This window comes from Pseudomonas gozinkensis (assembly GCF_014863585.1).
In the GTDB taxonomy this organism is placed as follows: Bacteria; Pseudomonadota; Gammaproteobacteria; order Pseudomonadales; family Pseudomonadaceae; genus Aquipseudomonas; species Aquipseudomonas gozinkensis.
Map to the genome: position 1 here is coordinate 402,354 of NZ_CP062253.1, position 25,690 is coordinate 428,043.

At 61.2% G+C, this 25,690-nt stretch carries 21 protein-coding genes; 11 read left to right on the plus strand and 10 right to left on the minus strand.

Annotated elements, in window-relative coordinates; all coding sequences use genetic code 11:
• Positions 1-26: 26 nt before the first annotated feature.
• Both IHQ43_RS01785 and gpmI read right to left on the minus strand, forming a co-directional pair.
• On the minus strand, positions 27-1,313 hold the full coding sequence (locus tag IHQ43_RS01785) for a murein hydrolase activator EnvC family protein (RefSeq protein WP_115076224.1): 1,287 nt from the start codon (positions 1,311-1,313) through the stop codon (positions 27-29).
• A 251-nt stretch (positions 1,314-1,564) separates the two neighbouring features.
• The gene (gene gpmI / locus IHQ43_RS01790; RefSeq protein ID WP_192563175.1) at positions 1,565-3,091 is read right to left on the minus strand and encodes a 2,3-bisphosphoglycerate-independent phosphoglycerate mutase; all 1,527 of its coding nucleotides are present in this window, start codon (positions 3,089-3,091) and stop codon (positions 1,565-1,567) included.
• A gap of 152 nt (positions 3,092-3,243) precedes the next feature.
• Here gpmI and IHQ43_RS01795 point away from each other — a divergent pair, with 152 nt between their 5' ends.
• Genes IHQ43_RS01795 through secB form a run of 3 tightly spaced genes read left to right on the plus strand, consistent with a single transcriptional unit; the run spans position 3,244 to position 4,452 of the window.
• Entirely contained in the window at positions 3,244-3,657 is a 414-nt protein-coding gene (locus IHQ43_RS01795) for a rhodanese-like domain-containing protein (RefSeq protein ID WP_007952524.1), read from the plus strand.
• A 1-nt stretch (position 3,658) separates the two neighbouring features.
• Positions 3,659-3,913, plus strand: a complete 255-nt coding sequence (gene grxC, locus IHQ43_RS01800) for a glutaredoxin 3 (protein ID WP_007952522.1) — start codon at positions 3,659-3,661, stop codon at positions 3,911-3,913.
• A 53-nt stretch (positions 3,914-3,966) separates the two neighbouring features.
• The gene (secB, locus tag IHQ43_RS01805) at positions 3,967-4,452 is read left to right on the plus strand and encodes a protein-export chaperone SecB (protein WP_085733279.1); all 486 of its coding nucleotides are present in this window, start codon (positions 3,967-3,969) and stop codon (positions 4,450-4,452) included.
• 123 nt (positions 4,453-4,575) lie between these two features.
• Here the strand turns inward: secB and IHQ43_RS01810 are convergent, their stop codons facing one another.
• Positions 4,576-5,031: a tRNA (cytidine(34)-2'-O)-methyltransferase gene (locus IHQ43_RS01810; RefSeq protein ID WP_007952520.1), complete on the minus strand. Its 456-nt coding sequence runs from the start codon at positions 5,029-5,031 to the stop codon at positions 4,576-4,578.
• On the opposite strand from IHQ43_RS01810, the gene IHQ43_RS01815 reads away from it, so the two are divergent.
• Positions 5,030-5,470, plus strand: coding sequence for a hypothetical protein (locus IHQ43_RS01815; RefSeq protein ID WP_192563176.1), 441 nt, complete (start codon positions 5,030-5,032; stop codon positions 5,468-5,470). The two genes, IHQ43_RS01810 and IHQ43_RS01815, sit on opposite strands and share 2 nt — an antisense overlap.
• Before the next feature lie 410 nt (positions 5,471-5,880).
• Here the strand turns inward: IHQ43_RS01815 and ntrC are convergent, their stop codons facing one another.
• The 5 genes from ntrC to glnA all read right to left on the minus strand — a co-directional run bounded on the left by ntrC (position 5,881) and on the right by glnA (position 11,431).
• Entirely contained in the window at positions 5,881-7,317 is a 1,437-nt protein-coding gene (gene ntrC, locus IHQ43_RS01820; protein ID WP_007952518.1) for a nitrogen regulation protein NR(I), read from the minus strand.
• Positions 7,314-8,399, minus strand: a complete 1,086-nt coding sequence (gene glnL / locus IHQ43_RS01825; protein WP_007952516.1) for a nitrogen regulation protein NR(II) — start codon at positions 8,397-8,399, stop codon at positions 7,314-7,316. The genes ntrC and glnL overlap by 4 nt, the downstream gene beginning before the upstream one ends.
• Before the next feature lie 230 nt (positions 8,400-8,629).
• Positions 8,630-9,253: a DUF4124 domain-containing protein gene (locus IHQ43_RS01830; RefSeq protein ID WP_192563177.1), complete on the minus strand. Its 624-nt coding sequence runs from the start codon at positions 9,251-9,253 to the stop codon at positions 8,630-8,632.
• Complete coding sequence (locus tag IHQ43_RS01835; RefSeq protein ID WP_192563178.1) at positions 9,250-9,759, minus strand: DUF4124 domain-containing protein; 510 nt, start codon at positions 9,757-9,759, stop codon at positions 9,250-9,252. The genes IHQ43_RS01830 and IHQ43_RS01835 overlap by 4 nt, the downstream gene beginning before the upstream one ends.
• A 265-nt stretch (positions 9,760-10,024) precedes the next feature.
• Positions 10,025-11,431 carry a type I glutamate--ammonia ligase gene (gene glnA / locus IHQ43_RS01840; protein ID WP_179692968.1) on the minus strand — a complete coding sequence of 469 codons (1,407 nt, stop codon included), beginning with the start codon at positions 11,429-11,431 and terminating at the stop codon, positions 10,025-10,027.
• A 327-nt stretch (positions 11,432-11,758) separates the two neighbouring features.
• Between glnA and thiI the strand changes: the two genes are divergently transcribed.
• Both thiI and typA read left to right on the plus strand, forming a co-directional pair.
• Positions 11,759-13,213: a tRNA uracil 4-sulfurtransferase ThiI gene (thiI, locus tag IHQ43_RS01845; RefSeq protein WP_192563179.1), complete on the plus strand. Its 1,455-nt coding sequence runs from the start codon at positions 11,759-11,761 to the stop codon at positions 13,211-13,213.
• A gap of 139 nt (positions 13,214-13,352) precedes the next feature.
• Positions 13,353-15,173 carry a translational GTPase TypA gene (typA, locus tag IHQ43_RS01850; RefSeq protein ID WP_007952502.1) on the plus strand — a complete coding sequence of 607 codons (1,821 nt, stop codon included), beginning with the start codon at positions 13,353-13,355 and terminating at the stop codon, positions 15,171-15,173.
• A gap of 193 nt (positions 15,174-15,366) precedes the next feature.
• Here typA and IHQ43_RS01855 read toward each other — a convergent pair whose 3' ends face one another.
• Positions 15,367-15,804, minus strand: a complete 438-nt coding sequence (locus IHQ43_RS01855) for a YkgJ family cysteine cluster protein (RefSeq protein ID WP_007952500.1) — start codon at positions 15,802-15,804, stop codon at positions 15,367-15,369.
• Positions 15,805-16,062: 258 nt separating this feature from the next.
• Here IHQ43_RS01855 and IHQ43_RS01860 point away from each other — a divergent pair, with 258 nt between their 5' ends.
• From IHQ43_RS01860 to IHQ43_RS01880, 5 genes are all read left to right on the plus strand, one after another.
• Complete coding sequence (locus IHQ43_RS01860; RefSeq protein ID WP_192563180.1) at positions 16,063-18,513, plus strand: glycogen/starch/alpha-glucan phosphorylase; 2,451 nt, start codon at positions 16,063-16,065, stop codon at positions 18,511-18,513.
• A 267-nt stretch (positions 18,514-18,780) separates the two neighbouring features.
• Positions 18,781-22,371 carry a DUF2339 domain-containing protein gene (locus tag IHQ43_RS01865; protein ID WP_192563181.1) on the plus strand — a complete coding sequence of 1,197 codons (3,591 nt, stop codon included), beginning with the start codon at positions 18,781-18,783 and terminating at the stop codon, positions 22,369-22,371.
• The gene (locus IHQ43_RS01870) at positions 22,368-23,732 is read left to right on the plus strand and encodes a DUF3999 domain-containing protein (RefSeq protein WP_192563182.1); all 1,365 of its coding nucleotides are present in this window, start codon (positions 22,368-22,370) and stop codon (positions 23,730-23,732) included. Before IHQ43_RS01865 ends, IHQ43_RS01870 begins: the two co-directional genes overlap by 4 nt.
• A gap of 195 nt (positions 23,733-23,927) precedes the next feature.
• Entirely contained in the window at positions 23,928-24,938 is a 1,011-nt protein-coding gene (locus IHQ43_RS01875) for a class 1 fructose-bisphosphatase (protein WP_192563183.1), read from the plus strand.
• Between the two features lie 3 nt (positions 24,939-24,941).
• Positions 24,942-25,544: a DUF924 family protein gene (locus IHQ43_RS01880; protein WP_192563184.1), complete on the plus strand. Its 603-nt coding sequence runs from the start codon at positions 24,942-24,944 to the stop codon at positions 25,542-25,544.
• Here IHQ43_RS01880 and IHQ43_RS01885 read toward each other — a convergent pair.
• A complete protein-coding gene (locus IHQ43_RS01885; protein ID WP_192563185.1) occupies positions 25,533-25,688 on the minus strand; it encodes a hypothetical protein in 156 nt (51 codons plus the stop codon). The two genes, IHQ43_RS01880 and IHQ43_RS01885, sit on opposite strands and share 12 nt — an antisense overlap.
• Positions 25,689-25,690 lie beyond the last annotated feature (2 nt).

Below are 25,690 nucleotides of genomic sequence, written 5' to 3' on the forward strand. Positions count from 1 at the left end.
ACGAACTCCTTAATTAGGCGGTGCGCTTATCCTTGCGCACGACACCATTGCGCCGGATCACTCGGGTGACCCTGCTGACGAATTGCGAAATACAGCGCTGGTGTGTCCTGGCCGCCACTGTTACCCACAGTGGAGATGGACTCACCGGCTTTAACCACGTCACCCGCCGACTTCAGCAGCGTCTGGTTGTGACCGTAAAGACTCAGAAAACCGTTGCCGTGGTCGAGGATCACCAGCAGCCCGGCGCCACGCAGCCAGTCGGCAAATACCACACGCCCGCCGTGTACGGCATGCACCTGGCTGCCGGCGGAGGCGCTGATCATCACGCCGTCCCACTTGGTACGGGCATCGTCACCACGGGTTTCGCCAAAGCGTGCCAGCAGTCGACCATCAACCGGCCATGGAAGTTTTCCCCGACTTGACGCAAAAGGGCCACCGAAGGTCTCGCCGCCGCTGGACACCAGGGCGCCGGGTGTCGATCTGACCGGTTTGCGTGGGGCGTCGGTGTTTTCCGCCTCGGCCTCACGCAAGCGCTTTTTTTCGGCTTCCTGCTGGGCGATGAGCGCTTTCTGCCGCGCTTCTTCTGCCTCACGAGCCTGGCGGGCCAGGGTTTCTTCAATGGTTTTAAGGACTTTAGACAGGTCTGCCTGATCCTGCTCGCGGGCGGCCAGTTTCTGGTCCCGGGCTTTCACGTCGTCATTGAGTTTGGCAAGGGCCTGCTGGCGTTCCTTGCGGACCTTGTCGAGCGCTTCGCGCTGAGTGTCGAGATCGCTTTGCTGTACCAGCAATTGTGCCTGCTGCAAGCCAATGTCCTTTTCGACATTGGCCAGTTGGCGCAGGGTTTCGTTGAAGCTTTTCAACTGTTCCAGGCGAGCCTGGCTCAGGTAGTCGTAATAGGTGAGGGTGCGGGCGAATTTCTCGGGATTCTGCTGGTTGAGCAGCAGCTTGAGGTATTCCTGGCGGCCGTTCTGGTAAGCGGCGCGGGCCTGGATGGCGATCAGTCGCTGCTGTTCAGTGCGCGCGCTCTGGAGTTTTTTTTTCTCCGCATCGAGTCGCTGCAGCTCGGATTCGCTCTTCTTCAGCTCTTTCTGCAAGGCTTCGACCTGCTTCTCGAGCTTGCCCATCTCGGTTTCGGTGCCCTTGAGTTCCTTTTGCACACCGGATTTTTCTTCCTGGAGCTTGCCCAGCAGTTTTTTCAGCTCGGCAATGTCCTGGCGCGTGGCGTCCAGTTGCTGTTGGGTTTGCGCGCGCTCATCCGCGAAGGCCGGTTGGAGCAGGCATGTCAGAGCGAGGGCGATCAGGACGCGAAGCATAGAGGCGGGCGGCACCAGGGTAAGGGACGGCCTAGTATGCCCGCCCGACGCGGCAAAAAAAACGCCCAATTGGGACTGTGTGATAACTGGGGTGCCGGACAGAGTGAAATCCTCTTTGAAAACCCCACAAACCATTGTGGGAGCTGGCTTGCCAGCGATGGCGTCTGCAGATTCAACATAGATGTTGGCTGTCAGATTGCTATCGCTGGCAAGCCAGCTCCCACAGGGTTTTTCAGTGTTTTGACGGGCGATTACACCAGAATCGAAGTGCCAGTCATTTCCGCCGGTTTTTCCAGGCCCAGCAGTTTCAGCATGGTCGGCGCCACGTCCGCCAGCACGCCGCCTTCGCGGACTTTCAGGTCACGCTTGCCGACGTAGATGAACGGCACCGGCTCGGTGGTGTGCGCGGTGTGCGCCTGGCCGGTGGATTCGTCGGCCATTTGCTCGACGTTGCCGTGGTCGGCGGTGATCAGCGCTTCGCCGCCGACTTTTTCCAGTGCCTCGACGATGCGGCCGACGCAGGTATCCAGGCATTCAACGGCTTTCACCGCGGCTTCGAACACGCCGCTATGGCCGACCATGTCGCCGTTGGCGTAGTTGACCACGATCACGTCGTAGCGCTGATTCTCGATGGCCTCGACGATGCGGTCGGTGACTTCCGGTGCGCTCATTTCCGGCTGCAAGTCATAGGTGGCGACTTTCGGCGACGGGATCAGGATGCGTTCTTCGCCCGGGAACGGTTCTTCACGACCGCCGGAGAAGAAGAAGGTCACGTGAGCGTATTTTTCGGTTTCGGCGATGCGTAGCTGAGTCTTGCCGTTTTTCGCCAGGTAGTCGCCGAGCACGTTTTCCAGGCTGCCCGGGGCAAAGGCTGCGGGGGCGGGGATGCTGGCGGCATACTGGGTCAGGCCCACGTACTGCACTTTTGGCTGGCGTGCGCGCTCGAATTCCTTGAAGCCGTCTTCGACAAACACGCGGCTCAGCTCGCGGGCACGGTCGGCACGGAAGTTCATGAACACCACGGCGTCGCCGTCTTCGACTGTTACCGGCTCGCCGATGCTGGTGGCTTTGACGAATTCGTCGCTCTCGCCACGGGCGTAGGCGGCTTCCAGACCTTCCTGGGCGGTGGCGGCGTTGAATTCGCCATTGCCATCAACGATCAGGTTGTAGGCCTGGGACACGCGGTCCCAACGGTTGTCGCGGTCCATGGCGTAGTAGCGGCCGATCAGGCTGGCGATGCGGCCCTTGCCGAGCGCCTGGAAAGTCGCGTCGAGCAGTTCGATCGACGAGGCAGCGCTTTTCGGCGGGGTGTCACGGCCGTCGAGGAAGGCATGCAGGTAGATTTTTTCGGCGCCACGCTTGAAGGCCAGTTCGGCCATGGCGATCAGGTGATCCTGGTGGCTGTGCACGCCGCCATCCGACAGCAGGCCCATGAAATGCACGGCCTTGCCGGCGGCCACGGCTTTATCCACAGCGGCACAGATAGTCGGGTTCTCGAAGAACTCGCCGTCGCGGATCGCTTTGGTCACACGGGTGAAGTCCTGATACACCACGCGCCCGGCGCCAAGGTTCATGTGGCCGACTTCGGAGTTGCCCATCTGGCCGTCCGGCAGACCGACGTCCATGCCGCTGCCCGAGATCAAGCCGTTCGGCACGGTGGCCCACAGGCGATCCAGCACAGGCTTTTTGGCCGCATAGACGGCGTTGGATTCGGGGTTGTCGCTGTGACCGAAGCCGTCGAGAATCATCAGGACCAAAGGTTTAGGCGTGGTAGTCATGGAATCCACTCGTGGCTAATAAGAAGAGGGCGATGGAAAAGGGAGTTGGAGTTTAAAGCGAAGTTCCGGCGGCGTCACCGCCGGACGGGGTTTGGCCGACCATAGTGGCTGTGTATACTGGCCGACATTTTAACGCCCTGGAACCTCCTTCGATGGTTGCTCACCTGATTGAATTTGCCACTAACCACTACATTCTTGTCGGTATCTTCGTCGTACTGCTGGCTTTGCTGCTGGCGCATACGGTGCAGGGCGGCGGTAAAAGCCTGAGCACGGGCGAGCTGACCGCACTGGTCAACAAGGAAGCCGGCGTGGTGGTGGACATCCGTCCGAGCAAGGACTACGCCGCCGGTCACATCGTTGGCGCGGTGAACATTCCCCAGGACAAACTGGCCGCCCGTATCGGCGAGCTGGAAAAACACAAGGCCAAGACCATCATTCTGGTCGACGCCCTGGGCCAGACCGCCGGCACCCACGCCCGCGAGCTGATGAAGGCCGGCTTTACCGCCGCCAAGCTGTCCGGCGGGATTTCCAGCTGGAAAGGCGACAACCTGCCGTTGGTGAAGTGACATGAGCGACGTCATCGTCTACTCCAGCGATTACTGCCCTTACTGCTCGCGCGCCAAGTACCTGCTCGCGAACAAAGGCGTGGCCTTCGAAGAGATCAAGGTCGATGGCAAGCCGCAGGTGCGCGCCGCCATGGCCCAGAAGGCCGGACGCACGTCCGTGCCGCAGATCTGGATCGGCGACACCCACGTCGGCGGATGTGATGATTTGTATGCCCTGGAGCGCGCCGGCAAGCTCGACGCGCTGCTCAAGGCCTGAACTGCTGCACACGTAAAGAACCCTAAAAGACCCAAGATCAGAAAGGATCTGAGATGACTGACCAACAGAACACTGCAGCCAGCGAAGAAGAAACCGCACCGCAATTCTCCTTGCAGCGCATCTACGTACGCGACCTGTCCTTCGAAGCCCCGAAAAGCCCGGCGATCTTCCGCCAGCAGTGGGATCCGGCGGTCGGTCTGGATCTGAACACCCGCCAGAAAGCCCTGGAAGGTGATTTCTACGAAGTCGTGCTGACCCTGTCCGTCACCGTGAAAAACGGTGAAGAAGTGGCCTTCATCGCTGAAGTGCAGCAGGCCGGTATCTTCCTGATCAAGAACCTGGACGCGGCTTCGATGAGCCACACCCTGGGTGCGTTCTGCCCGAACATCCTGTTCCCGTACGCGCGCGAAACCCTGGACAGCCTGGTGACCCGTGGTTCGTTCCCGGCCCTGATGCTGGCCCCGGTGAACTTCGACGCCCTGTACGCGCAAGAGCTGCAGCGCATGCAGGAAGCCGGCGAGACCCCGACCGTTCAGTAAGCGGTCTGGTTTCACCCAATGTGGGAGCGAGCTTGCTCGCGATTACGGAGGGTCAGGTGACATTGATGTCGTCTGACACACCGCTATCGCGAGCAAGCTCGCTCCCACAGTTGTTTTTGGGCGTTACTTGAAGTCGTTCTGCCGCCACGCTTCGTACACGGCCACTGCCACGGTGTTGGACAGGTTCAGGCTGCGGCAGCCTTCGCGCATCGGCAGGCGCAGGCGCTGTTCGCCGGGCAGGGCGTCGAGCACTTCCGGCGGCAGGCCACGGCTTTCCGGGCCGAAGATGAACGCATCGCCGGGGACGAACGCGGCATCGTGAAACGGCCGCGAACCCTTGGTGGTGAAGGCGAACAGCCGTGGATGACCGAGGCTTTCCAGGCAGCTGGCAAGGTCGGCATGGCGCTGCAAAGTGGCATACTCGTGGTAGTCGAGACCGGCGCGGCGCAGGCGCTTGTCGTCCATCTCGAAGCCCAGCGGTTCGATCAAATGCAGGTGGCAGCCGCTGTTGGCGCACAGCCTGATAACGTTGCCGGTGTTCGGCGGAATTTCCGGTTGAAAAAGGATGACGTGAAACATGCACGGCTCCGAAGGTAAAGATGACGCGCATTCTACGCCGCAAGCGGATCCGCGTTCGAAACTATTCCCACGGGTGATGGCTTCACTGGCGATCGTTGGTGTGATGGTCGGGATGATGATCGGCCGTTTGACCACACCTGACCCGACCGTCTTGCAGCAGGTCGAGGTGATCGATGGCGGTCTGGCGGTCTGGTTCAACAACGAGCCGAAGCTGCACGGCGAGATCGTCGATGGCAGCATTGCGCTGCTGTTTGAGGCCGAAGGCAAGGCGCAAAAAGGCCAGCTCAAGTTCAACGGCAAGGACCTGAACTGGCGGACGCGGTTGAGTGACGGGGGATTGTTGCTGACGCTGGTGGCGGCGCGGCCGCTGCAGGGCGACTGGGCCGGCCAGGCGGTCGATGACCGCTGGCGGCTGGAGATCCATCTCCGGGAGCAATAAAAGAGGGAATCCCCGGCCTGCCTGTACCAAGGTTCCCGAAACGGGCGGGCTCATCGCATCGCGTTCTGAGCCGGTGTAAAGAAGGAACCCCTGACCTGCCTGTATCAAGGGCCCCAAAAGGGTGGACTCGATGAGTCCGGTGTAAAGAGGGGAATCCCCGGCCTGCCTGTACCAAGGCCCCCGAAAGGGTGGGTGAATCGAATCACCTGATTGAGCTGTTGCAGGGGGCGTGCCAGGTTTTCTCGTTTTGAAACAAAAAAGCCCGGCACAATGACGAAGGCCCCGTAATACGGGGCCTTCGTCTTTTCACAGGATGGGATTTTCAGCGGTTTACAGTGCAAGACTGAGTCAGTGGCCGTGCCCGATTAAGGGTCACGGTGCCTTGCGGCGGTGCAGGCGGGCGCTGAATCTCAGCCTTCATCGCCCTCATCGTCATCCCCGCCATCGACCTTCATGCCGAGTTCCTTGATCTTGCGGGTCAAGGTGTTCCGGCCCCAGCCCAGCAGCACCGCAGCATCGCGACGACGCCCGGCGGTGTGCTTGAGTGCGGTCTCGATCATGATCCGCTCGAACGCCGGCACCGCGCTGTCGAGCAGGCTCGACTGACCGCGCGCCAGGGCCTGGTCGGCCCACTGGCGCAGCGCCTGTTCCCAGTTGGTCACCGGCGCCGAGTCCTGCGGCAGGCTCAACAGTTCCGGTGGCAGGTCGCTGATGTGTACCTCGCGCCCGGAGGCCATTACCGTGATCCAGCGGCAGGTGTTTTCCAGCTGACGCACGTTGCCCGGCCACGGCAGGTTTTTCAGGTATTCCTCGGTCTCGCTTTTCAGCAGCTTCGGCTCGACCGCCAGTTCTTGCGCGGCGCGGCTGAGGAAGTGCTTGGCCAGGGTCGGGATGTCTTCGCGACGGTCCGACAGGCGCGGGATGTGGATGCGGATCACGTTGAGGCGGTGGAACAAGTCCTCACGGAATTTCCCGGCGTGAACCAGGGTTTCCAGATTCTGGTGCGTCGCGGCGATGATTCGCACATCGACCTTGACCGGCACGTGCCCGCCAACGCGATAGAACTCGCCATCGGCCAGCACCCGCAGCAGTCGGGTCTGGGTGTCTGCTGGCATGTCACCGATTTCATCGAGGAACAGCGTGCCGCCATCGGCCTGCTCGAAACGGCCGCGACGCAGGTTGGCCGCACCGGTGAAGGCACCTTTCTCGTGGCCGAACAGCTCGGATTCCATCAGGTCTTTCGGAATCGCCGCCATGTTCAGCGCGATGAACGGCGAGGCCGCGCGCGGGCTGTGGCGGTGCAGGGCGTGAGCCACCAGTTCTTTACCGGTCCCGGATTCGCCGTTGATCAGCACGGTGATGTTGGAGTGGCTCAAGCGCCCGATGGCGCGAAACACTTCCTGCATCGCCGGCGCTTCGCCGATGATTTCCGGGGTGCGGGTCAGGGTCGGTGCGACTTCCAGGCCTTGCTGTTCCTGGGCGTGCTGATTGGCGCGCTTGACCAGCGACACGGCTTCGTCGACGTCGAACGGCTTGGGCAGGTACTCGAACGCGCCGCCCTGGTAGGAGGCGACAGCGCTGTCCAGATCGGAGTGAGCGGTCATGATGATCACCGGCAGCCGCGGGTGCTGCTCGCGGATCCGCGCCAGCAGGTCCAGGCCGCTGGCACCGGGCATGCGGATATCGGAGATGATCACGTCCGGCTGCTGGCGCGCGAGGCGGCTCATCACGCCATCGGCACTGTCGAAGCTCTGGGTGGTCATGCCTTCCTGTTGCAGGGCTTTTTCCAGAACCCAACGGATAGAACGGTCGTCATCGACGATCCACACGGTTTCACTACGGCTCATGTCGATGTGGCTCCTTGTTCCAGTGGCAGAAAGATCGAGAACGTGGTGTGGCCTGGATGGCTGTCACACTCGATCAGGCCCTGGTGCTGGCTGATGATGTTCTGGGTAATGGCCAGGCCCAGCCCGGTACCGTCCGGACGGCCGCTGACCATGGGAAAGAAGATGGTTTCCTGGAGTTCCGCCGGAATGCCCGGGCCGTTGTCGATGATCTCGATCTTGGTCACCAGACGATGGCGGACGTGGCCGATGGTGAACTGACGCATGGCGCGGGTACGCAGGCTGATGCGGCCCAGGCGCAGCTCGTTCTGGCTGCTGATGGCCTGCATCGCGTTGCGCACGATGTTCAGCACCGCCTGAATCATTTGTTCGCGGTCGATCAGGACGTCGGGAATGCTCGGGTCGTAATCGCGCACCAGCGTGATGCAGCCCTGACTTTCGGCCTCGACCAGTTGGCAGACGCGCTCCAGCACTTCGTGGACATTGCACAGGGCCAGCGACGGCAGTTTGTTCGAGCCGAGCATGCGGTCGACCAGATTGCGCAGGCGGTCGGCCTCTTCGATGATCACGTTGGTGTAGTCGCGCAGGCTGTCTTCCGGCAGTTCCCGGGCCAGCAGTTGCGCGGCGCCTCGGATGCCGCCCAGCGGGTTCTTGATCTCGTGGGCGAGGCCGCGCACCAGCATCTTGCTGGTTTCCTGCTTCGACAGCTGCGCCTCTTCCTTGGTGATCCGCAACAGGCGGTCACGGGGATGGACTTCCAGCAGGAGCAGGGTCGCACCGTTGCTGAGGATGGGCGTCACCGCGTAATCCACGGTCAGGGTCTGGCCGGTGAGGGCAGTGAGCATCGCTTCGCGCTTGGTGAACGGGTGCGCCTGTTCCACCGCCTGGCGCAACGAGTTGAGCGCCTCGGTGGACTCGGTGAACAGCTCGCTGATGAACTGCCCATGGCTGCGCTGACCGCTGATGGCCAGCAGCATCTCCGCCGCCGGGTTCATGTACTCGAGGCGCAATTCGCTGTCGAGCAGGATAGTGGCGGTGGTCAGGTTGTCGAGTAGCAAGCGATGCAGTGCGTCACTGATGGTCATGAGGACCTCTTTTGGAGCATGGCGCGCGCAGGGATACAGCGCTGATGCGAGGAAAATGCAAAAACCAAACCAAGGCTCCGAAAAGAAGCGTTCAACCCCTGAAACGGGCGTTTGACGCTCGTTTGCGTGGCAGTCAAACCGCTCTGGCGGGTACTTTCGAACCAAAATGGGTTGGAATGTGAGTACGGTGCAGCGTATTGCACCAATATAGTGCGCAAAGCTGAACGGCGTCAGAAGAAACGCAGGAAAGGATTTTTCGGTTCAGCGGGTTTGTCTTTCAGCGGACATTCCGGGCGCACGCCATAGTCGGCGCTGACGCACGGTTTGACCTGACGCTTCTGCGCCAGGGAGATGCGCTGCATGTGGAACGGCTGGTTGGCGGTTTTCTCTACGGTTCGGCCGTGTGCATCGAGGATTTCCACCGACAGGTTGTGGCTGCCACGATCAATGTTGCTCAGCGGGAACACCGGACTCAGGCCGGGCTCACCGACGGCCTGGCCATCCAGCAGCAGACGATACAGATGACCTCTTTGCAGGCCCGGCTCGCTGGTGACGCTGACGATCAGCTCGCCGGCGCTGCTGCGGATGGTCGCATCCGGCTCGGGGATCAGCACCCGCAGCATGTCGTAGTGGAACAGCGGCGGCTCTGCTGATTTTTTCGAAGGCGTGACCGGTGCAGCGCCGGTCGGATTCGAGGCCATGCGATTGCTGGTGGCCAGCGGTACACGCTTGGCGTTGCCATGCGGTTGATCGGTGTAGACGCGATTGCCCTGTGCGTCGATGTAAGTGAACACCTCGGCCGATGCGCCGAGCGCGATCAGTGAAAGGCACAAGGCAATCAATCCCCGCATCATGGTTTGTGCACCCGCTGCACGGTGAACACCACCGCCGGACTTTGCTGAAGGATCGCCTCGCCATCGATCACCTGCACCGCCAGCCGATGTTCGCCCCGGTCGACATTCACCAGTTGCAGGATTGGCACATTGCTCGGCTGGCCATAGGGCGCGTCGTCCAGCAGCAGACGCAATTGATGCGGCGGTTGCAGGCGCGGCTTGATCAGCACACTGACCGTGAACGTGCCGTTGTTGGCGCGCAGGGCTTCCTCGGTGGGCAGGCCGGTCAGCTCCAATACTTCATAGGCATTGCGCGCCGGCGCTTGGCTAACCGTGTCTGACGATGGCGCACTCGGTGCCTGCGGCTGGACGCTATTGAGCGGCGGCAAATCCACCGCTTGCGCCTGCACGCCGTCCGGCGCGTGATCGCTGTACACCGTGTTGCCGCTGGCGTCGGTGTACTTGTAGATCTGCGCGGCGGCGGGCAGGGCGATCAGCAGCAGAATGTAGAGAAAGGTGCGACCCATGAAATCGACCGGTAACGAAAGCGATGGGTTGCAGCATAGGCCAGGCGCGGCGGTTGGCCCAACCCAGCACACATCCAGAGATTATTCGGTTGATCGTTCCCACGCTGCGTGGGAACGCCTCAAGGGACGCTCCGCGTCCGGTGACGCGGAGCGTCACGGGCTGCATTCCCACGCAGAGCGTGGGAACGATCAAACATCCGGGCACAAAAAAGGCCTCCCGAAGGAGGCCTCTTTTTGTCACGCCGCGTAGCGCGGCGCTACCGGATCAGCAGCTGTAGTACAGCTCATATTCCAGTGGGTGTACGAAGGTGCGGACCTTGATTTCTTCTTCGGATTTCAGCGCGATGTAAGCATCGATGAAGTCGTCGGAGAACACGCCGCCCTTGGTCAGGAACGCACGGCCCTTGTCCAGCTCTTCCAGGGCTTCTTTCAGGCTGCCGCAAACTTGCGGGATCTCTTTCGCCTCTTCAGGCGGCAGGTCGTACAGGTTTTTGTCGGCAGCATCGCCTGGGTGGATCTTGTTCTGGATACCGTCCAGGCCGGCCATCAGCAGTGCTGCGAAAGCCAGGTACGGGTTGGCAGCCGGATCCGGGAAACGGGCTTCGATACGACGGCCGCGTGGGCTGTTGACGTAAGGAATACGGATCGAGGCGGAACGGTTGCGAGCGGAGTAGGCCAGCATCACTGGAGCTTCGAAGCCTGGCACCAGACGCTTGTAGGAGTTGGTGGCCGGGTTGGTGAAGCCGTTCAGGGCCTTACCGTGCTTGATGATGCCGCCGATGAAGTACAGGGCGGTATCGGACAGGCCGGCATAACCTTCACCTGCGAAGGTGTTCTTGCCATCTTTGGAGATGGACATGTGAACGTGCATGCCCGAACCGTTGTCGCCGTACAGCGGCTTCGGCATGAAGGTCGCAGTGCGGCCGTAGGCGTCGGCAACGTTGTGTACAACGTATTTCAGAGTCTGAACTTCGTCAGCTTTCTTCACCAGGGTGTTGAACTTGACACCAATTTCGTTCTGACCGGCAGTTGCCACTTCGTGGTGGTGAACTTCAACGGTCTGGCCCATCTCTTCCAGCGCGTTGCACATGGAAGTACGGATTTCGTGGTCGTGGTCGAACGGCGGAACCGGGAAGTAGCCGCCTTTCACGCCTGGACGGTGGCCTTTGTTGCCGCCTTCCACGTCCTGGTCGGACATCCACGAGCCTTGCTCGGAGTAGATCTTGAACATGGAACCGGAGATGTCGGACTTGAACTTCACTTCGTCGAAGATGAAGAACTCTGGCTCTGGACCGGCGAATACGGTGTCACCGATACCGGTGGTCTTCAGGTATTCCTCGGCGCGGTGGGCGATGGCGCGCGGGTCGCGATCGTAACCTTGCATGGTCGAAGGTTCGATGATGTCGCAGACCAGGATCAGGGTCGGCTCTTCGGTGAACGGGTCCAGAACGGCGGTTTCGTCGTCCGGCAGCAGGATCATGTCGGAGGCTTCGATGCCTTTCCAGCCAGCGATGGAGGAACCGTCGAACATCTTGCCAACTTCGAAGAAGTCGTCTTCCAGCGCATCGCGAGCCGGCATGGTCACGTGGTGCTGAGTGCCTTTGGTGTCCGTGAAGCGCAGATCAATCCACTTGACGTCATGATCTTTGATGAGTTGAACCGACTTCGACATAGTGTCCTCCGGGTGAATTAGGGCGGGTAGTGGATGCCCTTAATAGTGGTGATGCCGGCGCGAATACTCTGCCAAGGCAACCTGCCTCACAAGGGAGCAAATTGCATGCCAGTGCCCCAGCATGGGTTTTTTGCCCCAAATTCACGCTTCTAAAGGTCGAAAGCGCCTTAAAGGCGAAAATCTCGCCCTTTAATGTAGCGCTCAAATCGAAAAATGACCCGTTTTGGTGCGCACAAAACCTTCTGCACATTAACTGGTTAAACCTTGAGCAATTTCCGCTATAATCCGCGCCCCCCTTTTTCGGCTGGCCCTGCGCGCGCTGTTTTCATGAAACTAATCGTAAAAGTCTTCCCCGAGATCACCATCAAAAGCCGACCTGTCCGGACGAAATTCATCCGCCAACTGGCCAAGAACATCCGCACCGTGCTCCGCGACCTGGACCCGGCCGTGGTGGTGAACGGTGTGTGGGACAATCTCGAGCTGGAAACCCGCGTCACCGACCCCAAGGCCCTGAAAGAGATGGGCGAACGCCTGACCTGCATGCCGGGCATCGCGCACTTCCTGCAGATCGACGAGTACTCGCTGGGTGACTTCGACGACATCACCGAGAAGTGCAAGCAGCACTACGGCGATGCGCTGGCCGGGAAGATCTTTTCGGTGCGCTGCAAGCGTGCAGGCAAGCATGCATTCAGCTCGATGGACGTCGAAAAATACGTCGGCAGCAAGCTGCGCCGTGAGTGTGGCGCTGCCGGAATCGACCTGAAACAGCCGGAAATCGAAGTTCGCATCGAAGTTCGCGACAAACGGTTGTTCGTGATCCACAGCCAACACAATGGCATCGGCGGCTATCCGCTCGGTGCGCTGGAGCAGACGCTGGTATTGATGTCCGGCGGCTTTGACTCGACGGTTGCCGCGTACCAGATCATTCGTCGCGGCCTGATGGCGCACTTCTGCTTCTTCAACCTGGGCGGTCGTGCCCACGAATTGGGCGTGATGGAAGTCGCGCATTTCATCTGGAAGAAGTACGGCAGCTCGCAACGCGTGCTATTTGTCAGTGTTCCGTTCGAAGAAGTACTGGGCGAAATTCTCGGCAAGGTCGACGACAGTCATATGGGCGTCGTATTGAAGCGTATGATGTTGCGCGCGGCGTCGAACATTGCCGAACGCCTGCACATCGATGCGCTGGTCACCGGCGAAGCGATTTCCCAGGTGTCGAGCCAGACGTTGCCGAACCTGTCGGTCATCGATTGCGTCACCGACAAGCTGGTGCTGCGACCGCTGATCGTCGCCCACAAGCAGGATATCATCGACACGGCCGACCAGATCGGTACCGGTGATTTCGCCCGGCACATGCCGGAATACTGCGGCGTCATCTCGGTCAACCCGAAGACCGCCGCCAAGCGTGGCCGGGTCGAGCACGAAGAGCAGGAATTCGACATGGCGGTGCTCGAGCGTGCGCTCGCAAACGCCAGACTGGTGCCGATCGATCGGGTGATCGACGAATTGGGCCAGGATTTGCAGATCGAAGAAGTCAGCGAAGCGCTGGCTGGTCAGATCGTCATCGACATCCGTCACCCGGATGCCGCCGAGGATGACCCGCTGGAGCTCGCCGGCATAGAGGTACAGACGATGCCGTTCTACGCAGTGAACGCTCGTTTCAAGGAACTGGACCCTACTCGCCAGTACCTGCTGTATTGCGACAAAGGCGTGATGAGTCGCCTGCATGCCCACCATTTGCTCAGTGAGGGGCATGCCAATGTGCGCGTTTATCGACCGAGCTAAGTGCCCGGGGCTGTTTGCCTGTGGCCTGCGTCACCGGCCCCCCGACACCGCCGTCAAGCTGTAACGGCCATGCCGGACACTACTGTCAATCGCTGCCAAGACTTGTCAGCAAACCGAATCCTCTGATCGAGATACACAAGTGATCGAAAATCTACGCAACATCGCCATCATTGCCCACGTTGACCATGGTAAGACCACCCTGGTAGACAAACTCCTGCGTCAATCCGGCACCCTGGAGCGCAACGAGCTCAACGACGAGCGCGTGATGGACTCCAACGACCAGGAAAAAGAGCGCGGCATTACCATTCTGGCGAAAAACACCGCCATCAACTGGAACGGCTACCACATCAACATCGTGGACACCCCGGGCCACGCCGACTTCGGCGGCGAAGTTGAGCGCGTTATGTCCATGGTTGACTCCGTGCTGCTGCTGGTCGACGCCCAAGACGGCCCTATGCCGCAAACCCGTTTCGTGACCAAGAAGGCTTTCGAAGCCGGCCTGCGTCCAATCGTGGTCATCAACAAGGTTGACCGTCCGGGCGCGCGTCCTGACTGGGTTCTGGACCAGATCTTCGATCTGTTCGACAACCTGGGCGCTACTGAAGAACAACTGGACTTCCAGGTTGTTTACGCTTCGGCCCTGAACGGCATCGCCGGTCTGGACCACACCGCCATGGGCGAAGACATGACCGCGCTGTACCAGGCGGTAGTCGACCACGTTCCGCCTCCGGCTGTTGACCGTGACGGTCCGTTCCAGATGCAGATCTCCGCTCTGGACTACAACAGCTTCCTGGGTGTTATCGGTGTTGGCCGTATCGCCCGTGGTCGCGTCAAGCCGAACACCCCGGTTGTCGCTATCAGCGCCGACGGCAAGCGCCGCAACGGTCGTATCCTGAAGCTGATGGGTCACCACGGTCTGCACCGCGTTGACGTTGAAGAAGCAGCGGCCGGCGACATCGTCTGCATCAGTGGTTTCGACGAGCTGTTCATCTCCGACACCCTGTGTGACATCAACAACGTCGAGGCGATGAAGCCTCTGACCGTTGACGAGCCAACCGTTTCCATGACCTTCCAGGTAAACGACTCGCCATTCTGCGGTAAAGAAGGCAAGTTCGTGACCTCCCGTAACATCAAGGATCGTCTGGACAAAGAGCTGCTGTACAACGTTGCACTGCGCGTTGAAGAAGGCGACTCGGCTGACAAGTTCAAGGTTTCCGGCCGTGGTGAGCTGCACCTCTCGGTACTGATCGAAACCATGCGTCGCGAAGGCTTCGAGCTGGCGCTGGGCCGTCCTGAAGTGATCATCCGTGAAGTTGACGGCGTGAAGCAGGAACCGTTCGAAAACGTAACCATCGACATCCCTGAAGAATCCCAGGGCAAGGTCATGGAAGAAATGGGTCTGCGTAAAGGCGACCTGAGCAACATGGTGCCGGATGGCAAGGGCCGTGTTCGTCTGGAATACAACATCCCTGCTCGCGGTCTGATCGGTTTCCGTAACCAGTTCCTGACCCTGACCAACGGTGCTGGCATCCTGACCTCGATCTTCGACCGTTACGCTCCAGTGAAGTCGGGCCACATGTCCGGCCGTCAGAACGGCGTTCTGGTTTCGGTTGAAACCGGCAAGGCGCTGACCTACTCCCTGGAAACCCTGCAGGCTCGTGGCAAGCTGTTCGTAGAACACGGCCAGGAGATCTACAACGGTCAGATCGTTGGTCAGAACTCCCGCGACAACGACCTGGGTGTGAACCCTACCAAAGGCAAGAAGCTCGACAACATGCGTGCTTCGGGTAAAGACGAAACCATCGCTCTGGTCCCACCTGTTCGCTTCACCCTGGAACAGGCTCTGGAATACATCCAGGAAGACGAGCTGTGCGAAGTCACTCCTAAGTCCATCCGTCTTCGCAAGAAGATCCTGGACGAAAGCGAGCGTACCCGCGCTGCCAAGAAAGCCAAGGCATAAGATTTAGCCAAGGCTGAAAAAAACGCCCCCGGTCGAGAGACCGGGGGCGTTTTTGTTTGTCTGGCTTTTGAAAGTCTCGTTCCCACGCTCTGCGCGGGAATGCCTCAACGGACGCTCTGCGTTCGGCTCTTGGGACGCGGAGCGTCCCGGGCTGCATTCCCACGCGGAGCGTGGGAACGATCAGGCGTCGGGATCAGAAGCGTTCGATCGACCGCGAATTCTGCACCCGCTCCACTTCCTTCGGCTTGTACGCGCAATAGCCCGGGCGCGGGCCGATCTTCGGGTGGTTGCGGCAGGTGTCCGGGCGCTTGTCATAAATGGTGCACAGGCGGCTCTTACGATCCAGGTAATAGCAATCGTTGTTGCTCATGCGCTGCAGGGTGAAGATCCCCGACTTCTGGTTGAAGCGCTCGACCAGACCTTCTTTTTGCAGACGCTTGGCGATGTTCTTCGGCGGGTCGCCCAGTTCGAACTCGTCGACCACACCGATGCGCACCAGATCCTTGATCTTGACCTCGACCGGCAGCGTGCAGCAGCTGGAAACGCACGAGCCGCACATCGGGGCCGAATATTTGGCCCAGGTATCGAGACGGTCGATCTCGGCTGCGGCGATCAGGTTGGGCTTCATCATCGGTGTTTACCAGGCGTGTGCATCAGGGCGCGCGATCATACCGGGACTGGTGGATTTTTGAACAACCTTTCGCCAGATTTTTTCTTCATGCACGAGCATCGTCCGACAATTCGGCACGGCCCCTGCATTCATTAAGGCATTCGCCAAGGTAATGCCGGACGAAGTCTCACTCTCAGGAAAAACTGCCGAACCAGAGCCCCTACCGTCGGTCAGACCGTCTAGGCTCTGACAATTCCCCGCTCGCTCGAGGTCCTATCGATGACTCAAGAACCACTAGTTCGCGAAGCAGAGGTGGCCGCATTCCGCGACGCCGTCCTGACCAAACTCACCTACGCGGTGGGCAAAGACCCGGATCACGCCTTCGACCATGACTGGTTCGAAGCCATCGCGCTGGCGGCGCGCGATCACATGGTCGAGCACTGGATGGACCACACCCGGCAGATCTACCGCAAAGGCCAGAAGCGGGTGTATTACCTCTCGCTGGAATTTCTCATCGGCCGCTTGCTGTACGACAGCCTGAGCAACCTCGGTCTGCTGGACGTCGCCCGTGAAGCGCTGACCGAACTGGGCGTCGATCTGGAGCGCATCCGCATCCTGGAGCCGGATGCGGCGCTGGGCAACGGTGGCCTCGGACGCCTGGCGGCGTGCTTCATGGAAAGCATGTCGACCCTCGGCATCGCCGGCCACGGCTACGGGATTCGTTATGAGCACGGGTTGTTCCGCCAGGCCATCGTCGACGGCTGGCAACAGGAACAGACCGAGCACTGGCTGGATTTCGGCAATCCCTGGGAGTTCGAGCGGCCGGAAGTCGTGTATTCCATCGGCTTTGGTGGCAGCGTCGAGACCGTCACCGATGTCAGTGGCAAGAGCAAACAGGTCTGGCATCCGGCGGAAACCGTCCGGGCGATTGCCTACGACACCCCGGTGGTCGGCTGGCGCGGGGCAAGCGTCAACACTTTGCGCCTGTGGCGGGCCCGGGCCATGGAAGATCTGCACCTGGAGCGCTTCAACGCCGGTGACCACCTCGGAGCGGTCGCCGAAGTGGCCCGGGCCGAAAGTATTTCCCGCGTGCTCTACCCGGCGGACAGCACCGAAGCCGGGCAGGAACTGCGCCTGCGTCAGGAATACTTCTTCGTCGCCGCGTCGCTTCAGGATTTGCTGCGCCGTCACCGCAACATGCACACCTCGGTACTGACTCTCGGCGATCACGCGGCAATCCAGCTCAACGACACGCACCCCTCGATCGCCGTTGCCGAACTGATGCGCCAGTTGGTCGACGTCTACGACGTGGCCTGGGACGCGGCGTGGCAAGTCACCGTCGATACGCTGTCGTACACCAACCACACGCTGCTGCCCGAAGCGCTGGAAACCTGGCCGGTGGGGCTGATGGAGCGCATGTTGCCGCGACACATGCAGATCATTTACCTGATCAACGCCCAGCACATCGATTCGCTGCGGGCCAAGGGCATCCACGATTTCGACGTGCTGCGCGCGGTGTCGCTGATCGAGGAAGACAACGGCCGCCGGGTGCGCATGGGCAATCTCGCGTTTCTCGGTTCCCACAGCGTCAACGGCGTGTCTGGCCTGCACACGCAACTGATGCGCAAAACCGTGTTCTCCGAACTGCACAAGCTGTATCCGGAGCGGATCAACAACAAGACCAACGGCATCACCTTCCGCCGCTGGCTGTATCAAGCCAACCCGGAACTGACGTCGATGCTGGTCGATTCCCTCGGCCCGGACGTGTTGGATAACCCGGAACAGCGTCTGCTCGATCTTGAGCCGTTCGCCGAGAAACCCGCCTTCCGCAAAGCCTTTGCCGAACAGCGGCTGCACAGCAAAAAGGCCCTCGCTTACCTGATCCATGAACGGCTGGGGATCGCGGTCAATCCGGCGGCGATGTTCGACGTGCAGGTCAAACGGATCCACGAATACAAACGCCAGTTGCTCAACCTGATGCACACCGTCGCGCTGTATCAGGCGATCCGCGCCGAGCCGGAAATCGACTGGGTGCCGCGGGTGAAAATCTTCGCCGGCAAGGCAGCGGCGAGTTATCACCAGGCCAAGCTGATCATCAAGCTGACCAACGACATCGCCCGGGTGGTGAACAACGACCCGACCGTGCGCGGCCTGCTCAAAGTGGTGTTCCTGCCCAACTACAACGTCAGCCTGGCGGAAAGCATCATTCCGGCGGCTGACCTGTCGGAGCAGATCTCCACCGCCGGTTTCGAGGCCTCGGGCACCAGTAACATGAAGTTCGGCCTGAACGGCGCGCTGACCATCGGTACCCTCGACGGCGCCAACGTGGAAATGTGCGAGCGTATTGGCGCCGAGCACATGTTCATTTTCGGCCTCAGTGCCCAGCAGGTCGAGGCGCGCAAGCAGAACCACGAGTTCAGCGCCTTGCCGGATATCGCTGCGTCCCATCGCCTCAACGATGTGTTGCAGGCGATCCGCAGCGGGGTGTTCTCGCCGGACGACACGTCGCGCTACACCGGGCTGATCGACTCGCTGGTGGATTACGACCGGTTCCTGGTCTGCGCCGATTTCGACTCCTACTGGGAGGCGCAGATGCGTGTCGACGCGCTCTGGCACGACTCCAACAACTGGTGGCGTTCGGCGGTGCTGAATACCTCGCGCATGGGCTGGTTCTCGTCCGACCGGACGATCCGCGAGTACGCCACGGATATCTGGAAGGCACTGGAGTAACTTTTAGCGACAAATGTGCGCCCGGCCCCACGATTGTTGGGCCGGATCGATATACTGAGCGCCGGTTTCCGGTCGTTTCAGGCAGCGCTGAATCATTGTGGGAGCGAGCTTGCTCCGGGCTGCGATCCGACGAAGACGTTTAGCCAGTCAGCATCAATGTTGAATGTGCCGGCCTCTTCGCGAGCAAGCTCGCTCCCACAGGTTTGTGCCTAGACTGAAACCATCGCCGGACTTGCCCCAACCAGGGGCCGCTTAGGGATATCGACCATGCAATGGATGTTCATGTTGATCGGGCTGCTGCTCGGCTGGCTGCTCGACGAGTCGTTCAGCGATGCGCTGTTGGGCGCGTTGCTGGGGCTCGCCATCGGGCAGGCGATGCGCATTGCCCGGCTCGGTTCGCAGGCTGCCGAGCAACAGCGTCAGCTGGATCACGCGAAGATCGCGTTGCAGGGCGTCGAACAGCGACTGTTTCTGCTGGAGGGCGCTCCGGCGCATTCGCCAGCGCCGCCGAGCGTCGCGCCGGCCAGCGAAACGATCGTTGAACCCGTCACGGTATTTGAACAACCCTCTGCCGCAGAACCCGAGCTGGTCTGGGAACTGCCACCGGAACTCGAACCTGTTGCTGTCGCCGCTAGCGAACCGAGCCAGCCGCTGCCGGCCGATGTCTGGCGCCCGGAACCTGTCACCCGCGAACCACAACCGCCTGCCGAACCTCGTGGCCCGAACCTTATCGAGCGCGGCATCAGCGCTGCGCGTAACTGGCTGTTCGGTGGCAATACCGTGCTGCGGGTCGGCGTGGTGCTGTTGTTCTTTGGTCTGGCCTTCCTGCTGCGCTACGCCACCGAAGGCATGGTGGTGCCGATCGAATTGCGTTACGCCGGGGTCGCGGCGGCGGCGCTGGGATTGCTGGCGCTGGGCTGGTGGTTGCGCCATCGCAACAGCAGCTACGCCTTGATGCTGCAAGGCACCGGGATCGCGGTGTTGTACCTGACGGTGTTCGCGGCGATGCGTCTGCACCCGCTGCTCGATCCGTCTGCCGCGCTGGGATTGTTGGTGGCTGTGACGGTGTTCTCGGCCATTCTGGCCATCACTCAGGATTCCCTGGCCCTGGCCTGCGTCGCCGCACTGGGCGGTTTCGCCGCGCCGATCCTGACTTCTACGGGCGCCGGCAACCATGTCGCGCTGTTCAGTTATTTCGCATTGCTCAACGCCGGCATTCTGGCCATCGCCTGGTTCAAGGCCTGGCGCCTGCTCAACCTGATCGGCTTCGTTGGCACCTTCGGCATCGGTTTCGCCTGGGGCCTGCGTTCGTACACGCCGGAACTGTTGTGGAGCACCGAGCCGTTCCTGATTCTGTTCTTCCTGATGTACCTGGCCATCGGCCTGCTGTTCGCCCGACGCAAGTTGCTGGACCTGCCGGATGCACCGGCCGACGGTGACCGCGAGGCGCTGCTGCACTGGTCGGCGCGCAAGGGTGACTACGTCGACGGGACGATGCTGTTCGGTCCGCCGCTGGTGGGCTTCGGTCTGCAATTCGCGCTGGTCCAGCATCTGGAATTCGCCGCCGCGTTCAGTGCGTTGGCGCTGGGCATGATCTACATGGCCCTCGCCAAAGTGCTGATGGGCGGACGCGCATTGTTGCTGGGTGAGACTTGCCTGGCGCTCGGCGTGATTTTCGCCAGCCTGGCGATTCCATTGGGGCTGGATGCGCGCTGGACCTCCGCCGCCTGGGCGGTGGAGGGCGCGGGGATTTTCTGGCTCGGCTTGCGTCAGCAACGGCCGTTGGCCCGGGCCTTCGCATTGCTGCTGCAACTGGGCTCGGCACTGGCGTTTCTCAGCCAGTTGCGCGTTGGCGAAAGCAGTCTGCTCGACGGTGCGCCGCTGGGCGCATTGATGCTCGGCGCGGCGTTGTTGTTCAGCTTCTATCAATTGCGCAAGGCGTTGCCGGAGCAAACTTCACCGTGGGAGCGTCAGGGCTTGCCGGTGCTGGCGTGTCTCGGGCTGACCTTCCTGTATCTGCTGGCGCCGCTGTTCTTCTTTACTCAGGGCACGGCGATCAGTTGGGCGCTGGCCGGTCTGGTGACCTTGTTCGTCGGCTTGCGCCTGCAATCGCGCACCTTCCTGTTCACCGCGTTTGCCGTGCAACTGCTCGGCGGGGCGTTGTTCCTGTTGCGCCTGCAAGGAGCGGGCGAGGATTCGGCGGCGGTGTTCAGCGCCGGGTGGAGCGGTCTGCTCAGCGCATCGCTGATCGGTCTGGCGCTGATCGCCGGCATGCTGCTGGCGGCGCGCGACGAGATGGTGCGCAGCGATGTTCGTCTGCTGCGCGGTTTGTCGTTGGTGCTGCTGGCGGGTCTGGTGCTGATCAATCTGGCGGTGTTGTTCGTGCTGCCATGGCAAACCGCGAGCGCGGTGTGGGCGGCCAGTGGCTTGCTGATCATCTGGCTCAGCCTGTACCTCAAGCAGCGCGTGAGTTTTGTCTTCGGTCTGCTGTTGCAACTGATCGGCGGCGCGGCGTTTTTGCTGGCAGGCCCCGAATTGCTCGGGCCGCTGTCCAGCGAAGGGCTGCGACCGCTGGCCCATGGCGGATTCTGGACGCCACTGGTGTTGGGCCTGGCAGCGATGATCGGGGCGTGGCGCCTGCAACTGGGCAATCACGCTTCGGCGTTCGACGTGCTGAGTCTGCAGCGCCTGTCCGAAGTGTTGCTGGTGTGGGGCGCCGGTTGGTGGGCGCTGGCGTGGATCAGCGAAGTGCTGCGGTTTACGCCGCTGAATCTGCAGGCAACGCTGTTGCTGCTGGTGGCCGCACTGAGCGTCGCGTTGTGGACGCTGTTGGCCCTGCGTCTGAAATGGCCGTCGCTCGGGTTGCTCTGCACCGTGCTGATTCCGGCGGCCGGGCTGGTGTTGCTCGGTGCGTGGCATTCTCGCTATCACCCGGCGGCGGATTTCGGCTGGCTGGCCTGGGTCGCGGTGTTCGTTGTGCATTTCATCAGCCTGCGGCGTCTGGCGCCGATGTTGCCAGCGCGGTCCTTGAGCACGGCGCATGTGCTCGGTTGCTGGCTGCTGATCGGCGTGCTGGCGCTGGAGTTGCGTTACGGCCTGCTGCTGTTGTCCGAGCAATACAACGCCTGGCGCTGGCTGGGCTGGGCGATTCTGCCGAGTGTGTATCTGTTGCTGATGGCCGCACCGCGTCAGTGGCCGTGGCCGGTGGCGGCGTTCCCTCGGGAATATCGCCTGTACGCGGCGGCGCCGCTGGCGGTGTTGATGCTGGTCTGGTTCTGGCTGGCCAATGGCGTCAGCGATGGCAATGCCGAGCCGCTGCCTTATGTACCGCTGCTCAACCCGCTGGAGTTGGGTCTGCTGTTTGCGTTGTTCGGTGTCTACGTCTGGTCGCGCAGCGCCGTTGCCGAGCTGTCGATCCGCCAGGATTACGCGGCTTACGCAACGCAACTGATCGCTGGTGTTTCGCTGTTCGCGTTCTGCACTGCGCTGGTCACCCGCGCCGCGCACCATTGGGCCGGCATTCCGTTCGAGCTGGATCTGCTGCTCGAATCGATGCTGGTGCAGGCCGGTCTGTCCATCGTCTGGACGCTGATGGCGCTCGGACTGATGATCGGCGGGCACCTGCGCCATCGCCGCGAAGTGTGGTTGATCGGCGCGGCGCTGATTGCGCTGGTGGTGGCCAAACTGATTTTTGTCGAATTGAGCAACCGTGGCGGACTGGCCCGGATCGTCTCGTTCATCGGCGTCGGCGTGTTGCTGCTGGTGGTGGGCTACTTTGCGCCGCTGCCGCCCAAACGCGTCGACGCTGCACCGGCGGCGGACAAACCGGCCCCGGAAACCGAAGGAGTGTCGTCTTGAGTCGCAAGCTTAATCTCGGGTGGCTGTTGCTGGGCGTGGCCATGACGGCCGGCGCCCAGGAAAAACCGGCGGACTTCGCCGCGCAGGTGCCGTTGTCGGTCAGTGGCTCCGGCCCTTGGTATCGCCTCGAACTGCCGCTGAGCGTGCAGTTGCAGGCACGTCAGACCGATCTCAGTGATCTGCGGGTGTTCAACGCCGCCGGAGAGCCACAGGCCTATGCGCTGGCCCGGGAATCGGCGCAAACCCGCGACGACGGCCAGTTGCATGAGGTGAAGTGGTTCCCGCTGTACAACTCGGCGGATGCCACCGAACGCGCGCCGAGCGTGCGCGTGCAGTCCACCACCACCGGCACGCTGGTGGAGGTGCAGCCGTCCAGTCAGCTCGAAGCTGGTGAGGAAGTGCTGCGCGGCTGGCTGCTCGATGCCAGCGCGATCAAGGCGCCGCTGCAGCAACTGATCCTCGACTGGACCAGCGAGCGCGACGGCTTCCAGCGTTTCAGCATCGAGGCCAGCGACGACTTGCAGCACTGGCAGGCCTGGGGCGAAGGCCAGGTCGCGCGCCTGACATTTGCCGACGAACGGGTCGAGCAGCATGAAGTGGCGCTGCCGGGGCAGTCCGCGCGGTATCTGCGTCTGCTGTGGGATTCGCCGGCTTCGGCGCCGGTCCTGACGTCGGCGCAACTGAAAAGCAGCGACCCGCGCAACCTGCCGCTGCCATTGGTCTGGTCGCCGGCGCTGGCCGGCAGCAGCGGCAAGCCCGGCGAATACACCTGGCAGCTGCCGATGGGGCTGAATATCGAGCGGGTGCAGGTCGAACTGAAACAGGCCAACAGCCTCGCGCCGGTGACCCTGTCGGGACGTCGCGAAAGCAGTCTGCCGTGGCAACCGCTGATCAGCGGCTTGCTCTATCGCCTGACCCAGAACGGCCAGGACGTGGTGCAGAACGAATTGCAGCTCTACGGCCAGACCGTGCAGCAGTTGAAACTGACGGTCGACGAACGCGGCGGTGGCCTCGGCGAGCAGGCGCCAAGTGTGAAATACGCAGTGCGCGCCACTCAGGTGATCTTCCTTGCCCGTGGCGAAGGACCGTACAGCCTGGCGCTGGGCAATCCGACCGTGAAAACGGCCAACCTGCCGCTGACCACGCTGATTCCCGATTTCAAACCGGAGAAACTGGCCACGCTGGGCAAGGCCACAGTGCAGGGCGAAGCGCTGGCGACCCAGACTTCGACAGCCACCACCTCGGCCACGGCGGACACCAACTGGAAGAAGTTCGGCCTGTGGGCGGTGTTGCTGCTCAGTGTGCTGTTTCTGGCAGCGATGGCCTTCAGCCTGCTGCGCAAACCGCCGGCCAAGTCGTGAATATGACGGGTGTGGCCTCTACACCCGTCGGGTTTCCAACTACGCTGAATCCGGTACCTGAACTCTCTGGGTTCGATCACGTCTGATAGCAGGAATTGCACCCGACGCACGTTACCGGGCGTCATTGCTCGCTACGGTTTCAGACTCCCTGTAAACTGCGCGGGTTTTTAGCCCCCCATTCCACCGGAGCCGTCCATGTCCCGCGTTACCCTGAGTCGCTATTTGATTGAGCAGACCCGCAGCAACAACACTCCTGCCGATCTGCGTTTCCTGATCGAAGTGGTGGCGCGTGCCTGTAAAGAGATCAGCCACGCCGTGTCCAAAGGCGCCCTGGGCGGTGTTCTGGGCAGCATGGGCACGGAAAACGTGCAAGGCGAAGTGCAGAAGAAGCTCGACGTGCTGTCGAACGAAATCCTGCTCGAAGCCAACGAGTGGGGCGGTCACCTGGCCGGCATGGCGTCCGAAGAAATGGACAACGCCTACCAGATCCCGGGCAAATACCCGAAAGGCGCCTACCTGCTGGTATTCGACCCGCTGGACGGTTCGTCGAACATCGACATCAACGCCCCGGTCGGCACCATCTTCTCCGTGCTGCGTTGCCCGAACGAATACCTGAGCCAGAACGAGCCTCTGAATGAGAAGGCCTTCCTGCAGCCAGGTACCCAGCAGGTTGCCGCCGGTTACGCCATTTACGGCCCGCAGACCATGCTGGTGCTGACCCTGGGCCACGGCGTGAAAGGCTTCACCCTGGACCGCGAAATGGGCAGCTTCGTCCTGACCCACGAAGACATCACCATTCCTGAAACCACCCAGGAATTCGCCATCAACATGTCCAACCAGCGTCACTGGGAAGCTCCGGTACAGCGCTACGTTTCGGAACTGCTGGCCGGTGAAGAAGGCCCGCTGAAAAAGAACTACAACATGCGTTGGGTCGCGGCGATGGTTGCCGACGTTCACCGCATCCTGACCCGTGGCGGTCTGTTCATGTACCCGCGCGACAGCCGCGAGCCGTCCAAGCCGGGCAAACTGCGCCTGATGTACGAAGCCAACCCGATGTCGTTCCTGGTGGAACAGGCGGGCGGCGCTTCCACCGACGGTCACCAGCGCATTCTCGACATCAAGCCTGAAGGCCTGCACCAGCGCGTAGCGGTGTTCCTCGGCTCGAAAGAAGAAGTCGCCCGCGCCACGGCTTACCACAAGGAATAAACCATGAACGTGCCCTGGCAGCCGTTGCTCGATTGGTGGTTCGGACACTCCGAATCAGCTACTGAAGTAACGGCCCAACAGGGCGGGTTGTGGTTCGGCAAGAAAGACAGCCAGGACCTCGAAGCGCGTGAGCGTTTCGGGGTCTTTGTCGATCAGGCCCTCGCTGGCGAATTGACCGAATGGACGCAACGTCCCGAGGGTTGGCTGGCGGTGGTGCTGTTGCTCGACCAACTCCCGCGAATGATCTTTCGCGATACGCCCAAGGCTTTTTCCGGCGATCTACGGGCACAGAAACTGGTTGCTCAGGGGATTGCTGCAGACTTCGATCGGCAGTTGAAACCGATTCAGCGACTCTTCATCTACCTCGTCTTCGAACACAGCGAAAACCTCGCGGTGCAGAATGAAGCGGTTTCACGATTCATCGAACTGGTGGCTGAACAGCCGGAGGCGGAGCGCGGGGTGTTTGCCGACAACCTGGATTATGCGGAGCGACATCAGCGGGTGATTGCGCGGTTTGGACGGTTTCCGCATCGCAATGCGGTGTTGGGGCGGGAGTCTACGGTTGAGGAGCTGGAGTTTCTCAAACAGCCTGGGTCAAGTTTCTAGCTTGTCCGCGTTCATTTTATCCAATTCAAGAAACAAGTCTTCAACGTCTCTGTACTTTTCTTGATCAATCTCGTCGGTACCCAATGCAAGGATTGCCAGTAAAGTAGTTTGATCTGAATCCGTGCAATCGTGTTTCTTGTTCATTA

What these genes read in the sequence shown, in the direction of transcription:
- IHQ43_RS01785 (WP_115076224.1), bottom strand. Translation starts at nt 1,313, where the DNA reads ATGCTTCGCGTCCTGATCGCCCTCGCTCTGACATGCCTGCTCCAACCG.
- gpmI (WP_192563175.1), bottom strand. Translation starts at nt 3,091, where the DNA reads ATGACTACCACGCCTAAACCTTTGGTCCTGATGATTCTCGACGGCTTC.
- IHQ43_RS01795 (WP_007952524.1), top strand. Translation starts at nt 3,244, where the DNA reads ATGGTTGCTCACCTGATTGAATTTGCCACTAACCACTACATTCTTGTC.
- grxC (WP_007952522.1), top strand. Translation starts at nt 3,659, where the DNA reads ATGAGCGACGTCATCGTCTACTCCAGCGATTACTGCCCTTACTGCTCG.
- secB (WP_085733279.1), top strand. Translation starts at nt 3,967, where the DNA reads ATGACTGACCAACAGAACACTGCAGCCAGCGAAGAAGAAACCGCACCG.
- IHQ43_RS01815 (WP_192563176.1), top strand. Translation starts at nt 5,030, where the DNA reads ATGCACGGCTCCGAAGGTAAAGATGACGCGCATTCTACGCCGCAAGCG.
- IHQ43_RS01810 (WP_007952520.1), bottom strand. Translation starts at nt 5,031, where the DNA reads ATGTTTCACGTCATCCTTTTTCAACCGGAAATTCCGCCGAACACCGGC.
- ntrC (WP_007952518.1), bottom strand. Translation starts at nt 7,317, where the DNA reads ATGAGCCGTAGTGAAACCGTGTGGATCGTCGATGACGACCGTTCTATC.
- glnL (WP_007952516.1), bottom strand. Translation starts at nt 8,399, where the DNA reads ATGACCATCAGTGACGCACTGCATCGCTTGCTACTCGACAACCTGACC.
- IHQ43_RS01830 (WP_192563177.1), bottom strand. Translation starts at nt 9,253, where the DNA reads ATGATGCGGGGATTGATTGCCTTGTGCCTTTCACTGATCGCGCTCGGC.
- IHQ43_RS01835 (WP_192563178.1), bottom strand. Translation starts at nt 9,759, where the DNA reads ATGGGTCGCACCTTTCTCTACATTCTGCTGCTGATCGCCCTGCCCGCC.
- glnA (WP_179692968.1), bottom strand. Translation starts at nt 11,431, where the DNA reads ATGTCGAAGTCGGTTCAACTCATCAAAGATCATGACGTCAAGTGGATT.
- thiI (WP_192563179.1), top strand. Translation starts at nt 11,759, where the DNA reads ATGAAACTAATCGTAAAAGTCTTCCCCGAGATCACCATCAAAAGCCGA.
- IHQ43_RS01855 (WP_007952500.1), bottom strand. Translation starts at nt 15,804, where the DNA reads ATGATGAAGCCCAACCTGATCGCCGCAGCCGAGATCGACCGTCTCGAT.
- IHQ43_RS01860 (WP_192563180.1), top strand. Translation starts at nt 16,063, where the DNA reads ATGACTCAAGAACCACTAGTTCGCGAAGCAGAGGTGGCCGCATTCCGC.
- IHQ43_RS01865 (WP_192563181.1), top strand. Translation starts at nt 18,781, where the DNA reads ATGCAATGGATGTTCATGTTGATCGGGCTGCTGCTCGGCTGGCTGCTC.
- IHQ43_RS01875 (WP_192563183.1), top strand. Translation starts at nt 23,928, where the DNA reads ATGTCCCGCGTTACCCTGAGTCGCTATTTGATTGAGCAGACCCGCAGC.
- IHQ43_RS01880 (WP_192563184.1), top strand. Translation starts at nt 24,942, where the DNA reads ATGAACGTGCCCTGGCAGCCGTTGCTCGATTGGTGGTTCGGACACTCC.
- IHQ43_RS01885 (WP_192563185.1), bottom strand. Translation starts at nt 25,688, where the DNA reads ATGAACAAGAAACACGATTGCACGGATTCAGATCAAACTACTTTACTG.